This window comes from Azohydromonas aeria (assembly GCF_009760915.1).
GTDB classification, from domain to species: domain Bacteria; phylum Pseudomonadota; class Gammaproteobacteria; order Burkholderiales; family Burkholderiaceae_C; genus Azohydromonas; species Azohydromonas aeria.
In genome coordinates this window covers 1-5798 of record NZ_VIDQ01000153.1, presented here as the reverse complement: position 1 = coordinate 5798, position 5798 = coordinate 1, and the positions used below count along the sequence as shown (strand labels likewise).

5 protein-coding genes are annotated in these 5798 nt (G+C 69.5%); 2 read left to right on the top strand and 3 right to left on the bottom strand.

The genetic code is table 11. From position 1 onward, the window contains the following. Positions 1-535 precede the first annotated feature (535 nt). Positions 536-742, top strand: coding sequence for a hypothetical protein (locus FJ694_RS35815; RefSeq protein ID WP_157272288.1), 207 nt, complete (start codon positions 536-538; stop codon positions 740-742). A gap of 541 nt (positions 743-1283) precedes the next feature. Next, entirely contained in the window at positions 1284-4124 is a 2841-nt protein-coding gene (locus FJ694_RS35810) for a UvrD-helicase domain-containing protein (RefSeq protein ID WP_157272287.1), read from the top strand. 205 nt (positions 4125-4329) lie between these two features. Here the strand turns inward: FJ694_RS35810 and FJ694_RS35805 are convergent, their stop codons facing one another. The 3 genes from FJ694_RS35805 to FJ694_RS35795 form a co-directional block, all read right to left on the bottom strand. Further along, positions 4330-4854, bottom strand: coding sequence for an aspartate carbamoyltransferase (locus FJ694_RS35805; protein ID WP_157272286.1), 525 nt, complete (start codon positions 4852-4854; stop codon positions 4330-4332). A 66-nt stretch (positions 4855-4920) separates the two neighbouring features. Further along, on the bottom strand, positions 4921-5346 hold the full coding sequence (locus FJ694_RS35800) for an ACT domain-containing protein (protein ID WP_157272290.1): 426 nt from the start codon (positions 5344-5346) through the stop codon (positions 4921-4923). Between the two features lie 12 nt (positions 5347-5358). Then, a partial coding sequence (locus FJ694_RS35795; RefSeq protein WP_157272285.1) for a single-stranded DNA-binding protein occupies positions 5359-5798 on the bottom strand: 440 nt, incomplete at its 5' end.

Sequence of the window (5798 nt, the reverse complement as noted above, 5' to 3'; positions counted from 1 at the left end):
CTTGCACTGGCCATCCGTACCTGGACGTTGGCCAAGGCGACACGCGCCGCGCCTCGTGCGCTTGCCGGCATCTCGCTCAGCGCCGCTTCGAACAGCATCAGGCGCTGGACCTCGAATGCCGCGGGATCGCTGCGCGCGAGAAGGGCGAAATGGTCGAAGTCGAAGTCCTGGCACATGGGGAGAAGGCCGCCTTGGAAACCCGCCGTGGCGGTCAGCCACGTACCGGCCCAAGGCGTGCCTGGCTGTTGCACGACGAGTCCATCCTGGGGCCTTCGGGCCCCTGCTTCCAGACCCCGAGTCGGCGGCAGCCGGCAGTGCGCCGGGAGCGCTTTCGAACCTCTCGGCACGAGCTCCCCTGAACCCACAGCCCGCCAGAGACCGCGCAGCCCTGCTGCTGAGCAAGCACCGTACAACCCTCCATCAGCGTGCCCTCAACGAAGGGGCCTGCAGGCGTGCCTCAGGCACGGTGCCGCCATGCTCATGCCTCACGAAGACCGGCCCACCACAGGGCTGGCGAACGCGGCAGAGGGAGACGATGCAGCAGTACGAAACGGCGTTGCAAAGAGCGCAGCGCCTGGCCACGGAGTGCGATAACCGGGCAACGGCGCAGGCCACGTGGATCGAGGAACTCAGGCGCCTGGGCTACGACACGGCCGATGAGGAACGCGTGCTGGCGCAGATGAAGGAAGAAGTCTGGAGCGCCTACGCGGAGCTCTCGCGCCAGCAGGCCATTGCACTGTAGCGGCGGCTAAGGCCCCGAAGACGTCTGCGAGGCACGAAGGCGCAAGACGCAAGGGCCGTTTGTTCATGAAGGCACCGACACCGGCGTCGCGGGCGGCCCTCGATCTCGGGCGCGCGGCGCGGCGCCAGCGCAGGTCGCTTGTCCCCTCTCTTCATGCGGGTCTGCGGTCAGCAGCTGCCGAGTTGATCCGCCTGGCCTGCTTCCGTTGGGCACGGGTCTCCTCGCTGTCCCAACGACAAAGCGCTCCCTCCTACATCGTTACATGCCCATGAACGGGTCGAACCGGGCAACGGCGATCGTGGCCGAACATGCACGCGGTCCGCTGTCCAACCGGGCTTCGAATGGCAGCTGGCGCCCTTGTCGTTGAGATGGCATCGGAACCCCGGTCGAGTCACATGTGGCGATTGTCCGCCGCTAGGCACACGTTTCTCATGCGCACGTCGCCACCCGGGAAGCCGCCGTACCGCCGAGCTCGAAGCGCAAGCTGTCCGCAATCGGCTGGGATTGCAGGCGCGGCACCGCGCGCGTGGACAATTCCTCCATGCACAGAACATGGAGTCCGTCTCAGACCGGGGGAGTCCTCACCGGATCGAAGCGTTGGCAGTTGTGGCTGGAAGATGAGCGCGCCCTCCTGGAGGTGGAAGGCGCCCGGCATGCGATTGCGCTGAAGGACCTTGGTGCCGTTCATGTCGAGCCGGGCCTGCTCTGGTCCCGCGTGACGGTGACGCTGCCCAACCGGTCGGTGCTGGAGCTCGACGGCATCGGCAATGCCGCGGCGCGAGACATGGTGCAGGCGATCTCCTGCGCGCGCGAGCAGGCCCTGGCGCGGCGCCGCCTGGAACAGGAGAAGCGGCAGCAGCGAAAGCGGGAGCAGCAGCGCCTGGAGCAGACGCGCCAGGAGCAGGAGCGTGCGCAGCAGCTGTTGCGCTCACTGCAGGAGTGCCTTTCACCGGTCGTCGAATGGGCGCAGGCCTGCCGTGCCGCATGCAAGGCACAGCTCGCCGGCAGCGGCTGGCTGACCCGGGATTTCATTGCCCGGCAGATCGCCTTGAAGCCGCGGTTGGCAGCCGAGCTGCTGTCGCACCCGGACTTCACCCAGGCCGTCGCAGGCCTCGATGCGCGCAGCCGCGATGCGCTCGGCTTCTGGCAGCGTGATCTGGCTGCAGCAGCCCGCGCCACCAACGAGCGCCACCTGCAGCGCGAGCTGCAGTCCCGCAAGGACTTCTTCGACGCCGTGGAGAAGACACCGCTCACGCCCGAGCAGGCCCGCGCGGTCGTGTGCCTGGACAACCGGGTGCTGCTGGTGGCTTCGGCCGGCTCGGGCAAGACGTCCACCATGGTGGCCAAGGCGGCCTACGTGCTGACCAAGCGCTACTTCGCCGCGCAGGAGGTGCTGCTGCTGGCCTTCAACCGCGAGGCCGCCGGCGAGCTCGCGCAGCGTGCACAGGACCGCTTCAGGCGGTTGGGACTGCAGGGCCGGATCGCGGCCAGGACGTTTCATGCCTTCGGCCTGGAGGTCATCGGGGCCGCCACGGGCCGGCGCCCGGCGCTCGCACCCTGGCTCGAAGGCGGCCGCGACGTGGAGGCGGTGCTCGACATCGTCGACACGCTCAAGGACCGCGATGCGGGCTTTCGTGCCAACTGGGACCTTTTTCGCCTGGTGCTGGCGCAGGACATGTCGTGCCCCGGCGAGGGCGAGGATGCGCCGCAACTGCGCAGACGCGGCTTCCGGACCCTTCAGGGCGACACGGTGGAGAGCCGCGGCGAGCAGATGCTGGCCGACTGGCTCTTCTACAACGGCGTGGAATACGTCTACGGCGCGCGTCGCAGGGCCGACACGGCTGATGCCAGCCTCACCAGCCACCCCGTCTTCCATCTGCCAGCCATCGACACCTGCCTGGCGTACCGAGCGCTCGACGAGCGCGAAGCGGGATCCGAGCAGCTGGAAGACGACCGGGCCGCCATGAAGCGGGCGCGCGACACGCACCGGCAGCACGGCCCCGCGCTGGTGGAAGTCACGACGGCAGGCCTGTGGAGCGGCGAGGCCTTCCGCGACCTGGAGAGCGAGCTCACGCGGCGCGGCATCGCGCTCGACCCCAACCCCGACCGGCCAACTCCAGGCCGGCAGCCCGTGGAGATCGCGCGGCTGGCCCGCACCGTCCGCTCATTCCTGGCACATGCCAAGAGCAACGCCTTGTCGAACAAGGCGTTGAGGCAGCGTCTGGACGCTGGCGCGGCCGGGCACTTCCAGCATCGGCACGGCGTCTTCCTGCACCTGTTCGAACGGATCCGGCAGGCCTGGGAGGAGCGGCTGCAGCGAGAGGGCTGCATCGACTACGAGGACATGCTGCGGCAGGCCGGCGACTGCATCGAGCAGGGCCGCTGGAAGAGCCCGTACCGGCTCGTCATGGTCGACGAGTTCCAGGACGCCAGCCAGGCCCGGGCCCGGCTGGTCGCGGCCCTGGTGCGGGAGCCCGACCGGTGCCTCTTTGCCGTGGGCGACGACTGGCAGGGCATCAACCGCTTCGCGGGCGCGGACCTGGGCGTCATGACGGGCTTCGAGGAGCGGTTCGGTGCGGCGCAGACGCTGCGCCTGGAAACCACCTTCCGCTGCCCGCAGTCGCTGTGCGACCTCAGCAGCCGCTTCGTGATGCGAAACCCACAGCAGATCGAGAAGCGCGTGGCATCGGCCAGGGCAGACGTGGCCCGGCCGGTACGGATCCTTTGCGTGGAGAACCAGGGGCGCATCCAGGCCGCGGTGAGCCAGTGCGTCCAGGCTCTGCAGGCGACAGCGCCTGCAGGACCGGCGCCCTCCATCCTCGTGCTCGGCCGCTACAACGGCGACCGACGCTTCATGCCGGCTGGGCCAGGCACGGCCGCCCCGCTGGACTTCATGACCGTCCATGCCTCCAAGGGCCGGGAGGCGGACCACGTCATCCTGCCAGCCATGGTCACGGGCACGACGGGCTTTCCCAGCCGCGTGGCCGACGATCCGGTGCTGCGCCTGGCGATGCCCGATGGCGACGACTTCGACCTGGCGGAGGAACGCCGTCTCTTCTACGTGGCACTCACCCGCGCACGGCAGAGCGTGACGCTCGTCACCGTGGCTGGCCGGGAGTCGGAATTCGTGCTGGAGCTGGTGCAACGGCACGGGCTGGATGTCGAGCGGGTCGAGCCGGAAGGATCGGCACCCGGGCCTATAGGCGATCCCTGTCCGCGATGCGGCACAGGCCGCCTCGCGCACCGCGAGAGCCGACACGGTCCGTTCCTGGGCTGCAGCAGCTATCCGCAGTGCCGCTTCACGCAGGATCTGGCCCTTGACGCGCAGAAGCAGCCGCCACCGGGGACCGCCGTCCGGCATGGACGGCGTGCGGCTGCGTAGCATCTGGCAGACAGCTCCGGTCAGCCAGCACCTGGATTCGACAGGGCCCGGGCCCGGTCATGAGAAGGGCAAGCACGGCAGTGCCGGGAGCAGGTCGGTGGTCAGCGACCACGGCGGCCCGTTCATGCTCACACGCGCAACCGCGGCTGGCCAGGATTCGAAAATGCAATCCTTGCCCATGGCAGCCAGCGTCCGGCGCCTACCTTCACCGGCCCTCAGGCATTGCAGGGTGGTGCCCGTCGTGGTGCCCGACCACCGCATCGGGCCCGTGGTCGGATACCTGCGCCGTGAACCACTGGTGCAGCGCGGCGACCAGCCGGGCGTCCTGCGTGCGGTAGGTCAGCTCGGCACCGTCGGGGATCTCGCGGTACGCAATGGCGAGGCTGCCGGGCGCAGCGGCCTTGAGCGCGGCCAGCCCCGGCATGCCGGCGCCGTGGATGTGCTGCGGCCCTGAAAAGTCGCCCCGCAGGAATTGCCCATGCAGCTCCTGCAGGTGCTGCCGCACCAGTTGCGCCTGAGCCGCGTCGCCCCGCGTGCGCGCCACGACGCGCTGCACGCCGCCGTCACCCGTTTCCGTGAAGATGTGGATGGTCCGCTTGAGGTCGAACGGCATCACGTCCGCGCCTCGCTTGGCAACGTCTGCCATGCGGCTCGCGTCGGCGGCCTGGGACCACGCCGGCACTGCGGCAGCGGCGAGCAGCATGGCTGCCGCGATTCGGTGTCGAGCCATTCCTTTTTTTCCTCCTTCGTGTTCTCGGGCTCACCGCTGGCGCCGGCCAGGCGCCTTCGGCTTGAGCTACGGCTGATTCTGCGCAGGACTGTGTGCCGGCGCTGCGGATGCCGCCATCAGGACTTCCAGTGCCCGCTGCGCCATGTCGCGCGGCACGAAGAGGTGGTCGTGGTGGAACGCCGCCACGGCGTTGCACGGGATGCCGGCCTCGGCCAGCACTGCGGACACCGCGCCCAGGAAGCCGACCGCCTCCAGCGACGAATGCACGGTCAGCGTGATCAGGCCCGACTCGAACTGCCAGGCCACGCCGGCGCGCCGGGCCTCGTCCAGGGCCACGATCGCGCTCAGCCCCTCGGCCTCGCGAAACGTCGCGATGGTTGCCACGCCGGGTGGCAGTTCGCCTTCCGGGAAAGTGCAAAAGACGAAGGTGCCCGGTTGCAGCTGCGGCGTCATGTGCCGCAGCAGCCTGCCCAGATCGCGCTCGCCCGTCATGGCGAGCACCCTTCAGTTCCAGGGCGCGTCGGACGCCGGCCAGCCGTCCGCGCCGCGCTCGGCCGCCACCGCCGCTGCGTGGTGGTCGCCCTGGCGCGCTCTGGTGGGCGCTGGCGAGGGGTGCCGAGATGGCTGCGGCGCTGGCGGCTCCGTGCCGACCACCGCATCGCGCTTGCGCTTGACGTGGTATGCCGTGAGCACCCCGCTGGCGATCATGTCCAATGCCGGCCGGGGCTGCCCTTCCCTGTCCGTCCAGACCTTCGGCGTGAGCGTGCCGGTCAGCGACACCGCGTCGCCATCGCAGAGCGCCAGCAGCGCCGTCTGGGCCAACGTGTCGAACGCCAGGACGTTGACGAACAGCGTCTCGCCGCCGGCCGTGGCGGCACGCACCTTGGCCGTCACGAACGGCTTGCCGCTGTTGTTGCCAACACGCTGCTCAGGCCGTCCGTAGA